The 4,396-nt window shown below is 53.5% G+C and carries 4 protein-coding genes; 2 read left to right on the top strand and 2 right to left on the bottom strand.

Annotated elements, in window-relative coordinates:
- Positions 1-92 precede the first annotated feature (92 nt).
- Positions 93-272, top strand: coding sequence for an alpha/beta fold hydrolase (locus tag PH562_RS30485; protein WP_285177618.1), 180 nt, complete (start codon positions 93-95; stop codon positions 270-272).
- A 218-nt stretch (positions 273-490) separates the two neighbouring features.
- Positions 491-886, top strand: coding sequence for a cupin domain-containing protein (locus tag PH562_RS30480; RefSeq protein WP_113408528.1), 396 nt, complete (start codon positions 491-493; stop codon positions 884-886).
- A 348-nt stretch (positions 887-1,234) separates the two neighbouring features.
- On the opposite strand, the gene PH562_RS30475 is transcribed toward PH562_RS30480, so the two are convergent.
- Positions 1,235-1,447 carry a hypothetical protein gene (locus tag PH562_RS30475; protein WP_113408526.1) on the bottom strand — a complete coding sequence of 71 codons (213 nt, stop codon included), beginning with the start codon at positions 1,445-1,447 and terminating at the stop codon, positions 1,235-1,237.
- 353 nt (positions 1,448-1,800) lie between these two features.
- Positions 1,801-4,254: a glycosyltransferase gene (locus tag PH562_RS30470; RefSeq protein ID WP_285177616.1), complete on the bottom strand. Its 2,454-nt coding sequence runs from the start codon at positions 4,252-4,254 to the stop codon at positions 1,801-1,803.
- Between the last annotated feature and the right edge of the window lie 142 nt (positions 4,255-4,396).

Raw genomic sequence — 4,396 nt, 5'->3', positions numbered from 1 at the left:
TGGAAAGCTCCGGGCCTACGCGCGCTGACCCCATGCAACCATAGGGAGGGGTTCCTTTTGGGAGCCGATAAGGGGTCCCGTTACGACGCCGATTGACAGCCATATGGGGCGAGGCGGATAGGACACTGCATGCGGAGCATTTCCTGCCGCTCTTTTCCGCTCTCTTCCGGTCGGCACCCATCGAGCGCCTCCCAGGCGTCGGCCATTATTGCTTCGAAGATGCGCCGGAGACGATCTCGAGCCTGATTGCGGATTTCCTGCGACGGAGCTAGGCGGCACGATCCAAAAACCAGGGCAAATGGAGACGAAGGAGCGGGAAGGCCGCCCGCTCCGGTAGCCGGCGATATCGCACCGGCGCCGTCTTTTTCATCATAACAGGTCTCGCCAGACCACAAGCCGACCGACACGGAGCTTAGCAGCTGGCCGATTGACATTCGTTATCGTTGTGACACCGTTCTCGGCGGTTGCTGACCCGCCGTCTTGAGGCAAAATGACAAAGCGATCGCAAGCCGTTATCACCACAGCCGAAGAGCGCCCGCGCGACGGATGGAACGACCCCGTCCACGGCTCCATCTCCTGGCACACGCTGCTCAGCAGCGATATCACCCCCACCGACAGCATGAGCGCCGGCATCGCCGAACTCGCCCCCGGCGGCGAGCTGAAACCGCATCGCCACGACCCCTCGGAAATCTACTTCATCTTCGAAGGAACCGGCATCGTCCGGATCGACGGCCAGGAAACGACGGTGAAACCCGGCACGACTGTCTTCATCCCAGGCAACGCCGAACACGGCATCCGTAACGAATCGTCAGCCAATTTGAAGTTTTTCTATGTGTTTCCTACGGGATCGTTTGCTGACGTGGTCTATCGGTTTCGGGAGGATTGATGTTTTTCGAGCTGGCTTTGAGCGAATCTGCTTGCTCGATAGTGGCCTCCAACAAAGGCCAAAATGGCGGAGAGGGTTCTTAAAGAACCCGATTACCTCCTCAGGGTACGGCTTTTTGTTGAACGTCTTCCTGCCGCCAGCATCGACTTCATGAACTTGAAATATGTCTTTGGCCAGATCCAGACCAACGACAACCGCGTGTTTCAAAATAAGCTCCATGGGATAGCGACAGAGCCACATAGCGTCTTCTGATTAAACATTAATGAGAAACTGGCGCATAGGCAGGGCAAAGTCGGCGAGAGTACTTTCCGGACTCCGATCGTCAGGCCATAGGGCGATCCCTACCCTTTATCCGCTCTTACTTTTCGGTTTGCGGTTCGTCGTAAGCTCACGCCCAATTGCGCGTGAAATTTTTCGCCAGTCGTGGCCGCCCATGCCGGGGATGCGTAGGAGTTCGGCAGAGCTGATTGAGCTCATATCTTCAGCCGTCTCATAGCCAAGTTGATTAAGTTCGGTGAGCAAGCTGGGGCGGAGTTTTAAGTCTTTGAGATTTGTCGTCATAGACGCCAAGATCGCAGACCACTACCTATCTTCAATACGGTGAATCATACAAGCTTGGCTACGCCTAAAGCTACGAGGGATCCAATCCCTCGGCACGCGCGATCGCCGACACATTGGACCCAGGCAACAATGTTGCGGCGATCAACCGATCCTTCTCCTCGCCAGCCCAGTCGCGCGGCTTGCGTCGCGTCCGCACCGTCGCGGCTGTCAAAACCTCATGTTCGTGGTTGATTCACACTGTCGCAAGTCAACAGCCGCATGATTCATGCGGAAGATTCCCGATCAGCAGGCCGAATGATAGGTGGGGATTGGAGTAATGGGTGGACGGCCTCCGCACCCGGCATCACTCCATTCTAATGAAAAATGACATCGACAGTTTTATCCGAAGACAGGCAGATTTCGACCTCTTGAGGCATCAGAATTCCGTCCGGCGCTTTAAAAGTGATGCGATGCGCGCCGTAAAGAGAGCCAAAATCGAAAACTCCGTCTCCCCAATTCACCGCTGCCTTGACACTCTCACCGGCCAGTAGTTCAAGCTTACCGGTCCAATGGTGACCATTGGGGATAGCGACCTTCACGGTACAAAATCCCACCGCTTCATCTATAAAGCCGCGCAACTTTCCAGTCTTCTTTACGAGCGCGGCTTCACCCACTCCATTGATCTTTACTCGCTGCTTCGGCTTGAGACCAAATCGTCCCACTAGTTTCGCAGATCGGTCCTTTCGGGCGATCGCCGTAATGCCAACGCCACTTGCGCTTGAAAGCTCCAAGGCATCTCTGACATCCGGCCGATCGTATCGCCTCGCCGAGAGAAGGACATATTGTTCTTCATTAATGATGATTCCGCTTGGCGCGTCTGGTCGACCTTGCTGGTCGACGAACCATCCGCGAAGAAAATATCCGTGAAGCTCACCCCCAGACGAAACCGTGACAGATGCGGCATGCTGATCATCTGCGCCGTGCGACCTGCTCAGAACTAGGAGCTTTTTTCGTTGATCATAGATTGGCATAGCAAGTTGGATCGCGTCCTTGAGCCGGCCCATCTCAAAAGCCAAGTCCGAGAGTTTTCTGCGTGCGTCAACTGAATTTGGATCAAGAGTCATCATCTCGTGATGTAAATTGCCGCCAAATTCCTTGCCGAGCCTGTGCCATGTCTGGTCCAGAATAGCCTGCGCCAATTCGCTCCGATTTGCGAACCGTAAGAGATCACCGACAAGAGTTGGATGCACGTGATCAACCGCCGAATATATTCGCTCTCGATAGGATAGAACGTCACCTGTCGCTAGCATTCCATTGGTGCTGACGCGGTAATGAAACAAAGGATTAGGAACGACGCCTATCTTGAACCCTTGAATGTATGCCTTAAGAAAGAACTCCCAATCTTCAACTCCTACTCCGCGCAACTCCGTAAAGCCGCCCACTTTCTCGAAGGTATCCCGCCTTACCAAGGCATTTGCATCACCAAAACGATTTCGGAAGAACGAAAACACGCCTCCAATGCCGATCGGGTAGAATTCGATCGAACGTGCCTTTCGGGGATCAGAAAAGGGACCGCGAGCATCGTTGGCCCTGAAGACGTATGACTGGCAAGTAAGAATGTCCGCTTTCGAATTCAATGCTGCGGCAACGAAGGCTTCTACCTCATACGGTTCCGCAACGTTGTCGTCATCGTGGAAAAGTAGGAATTCTCCGTTCGCCACTTTAGCCGCAGCATTTCGCGCCGCGCCAAGATAATTATTTGTGGTTCTAACAATTCGAACCGGGAACCGCCATTCGCTCGTCTCGATCCGAGCCAACGCGTTGATCGCGCCAGCCGAGACGCTGCCATCGTCAACAACTACGATCTCAATGTTCGGATATGACTGAGCGTCGAGATACTTTAGCGCGAGCTCCAGAAATTTGGGACGCTCGTGATGCGTAACGCAGACGCTGACTAAGGGCTGATACAGCTGCGCAATCTCTTGGTCGTTCCCATTCGAAAAGAGATCAGAATGCAACTGTTCCCATTTATTCATGATGGCGTCGCGCCTAAGTGTCGAAATGATAGACGGCATACCTTGCTGATAAATCTTAGAGATCGTATCCGCGAGGTCTTTGCCTGTCGGCTTCGACAATGATGGAGCATCGCGGTCTTCGAAAAGCTCGCTGATACCGCCGACATCAGTCGCTACAAAAGGTATTCCGAGCGTGAAACATTCACCCACTACACAGGGGCTGTTCTCGACTAGCGACGGGATTACGCACAATGCGCTCTTCTTGCGCTTCAGAAAGCTCAAGGCCTCCCGCTGCCCTAAATCATTGATAAACTCTATTGCGCCACTATAGCCTTTTAGCTTCCTGAGCGCCAAAGACCCGGTAAACTCGCGATCGATACGATCAAAGCGGCCCAAGAAGACAATCTTCGGATGGAAATCTTCTGGAAAACGCAAAACGGCATCCAGGAATATCTCGAAACCTTTCCGCCGCTCATGACGCCCGAAGAATATCAGCGTATCGATTTTTCGCGCCTCAACCGGCGCCGTCTTTAGCGGAAGCGCTCCGTTGAACGAAGGAAGGAACCACTGCGGGAGCAGCCAATTGATTACCCTTGCCTCAGGCAGCACGACCTTTTGTTCAGTATACCAACTCAAAAGATATTGGCTTGGGCTGATCACCAGATCGGAATTCTCTATCTGACTTCTTTCGATCCCCTCGACCTCGAAGTCTTCAAGGGAAGGTATGTGGCGATTATAACGTCGTACCCACTCAGAACTTCCGTGAAGATGGGTGACAACACGAGCCCTCAGCGAACCTTGGCGGCGAGCCATCGCACAATAAAAGCCACTTCCAAGCCAATCATTAAAATGCACCTGTGATTAGGCATGGAATAAGGACCCCGCAAATGGGGTGATCGGCGTCCAAACGGGACCCCCATCTGCGATGGGGTTAGAACAGCCTCCGGTTTCATCG

The organism is Rhizobium centroccidentale, from assembly GCF_030182565.1.
Classification (GTDB): domain Bacteria; phylum Pseudomonadota; class Alphaproteobacteria; order Rhizobiales; family Rhizobiaceae; genus Rhizobium.
The sequence above is the reverse complement of the archived record's forward strand: the minus strand, read 5'-3'. Positions and strand labels throughout refer to the sequence as shown.

Coding starts and splice junctions, on each gene's coding strand:
- PH562_RS30475 (WP_113408526.1), bottom strand. CDS start 1,447: ATGACGACAAATCTCAAAGACTTAAAACTCCGCCCCAGCTTGCTCACC.
- PH562_RS30470 (WP_285177616.1), bottom strand. CDS start 4,254: ATGGCTCGCCGCCAAGGTTCGCTGAGGGCTCGTGTTGTCACCCATCTT.
- PH562_RS30480 (WP_113408528.1), top strand. CDS start 491: ATGACAAAGCGATCGCAAGCCGTTATCACCACAGCCGAAGAGCGCCCG.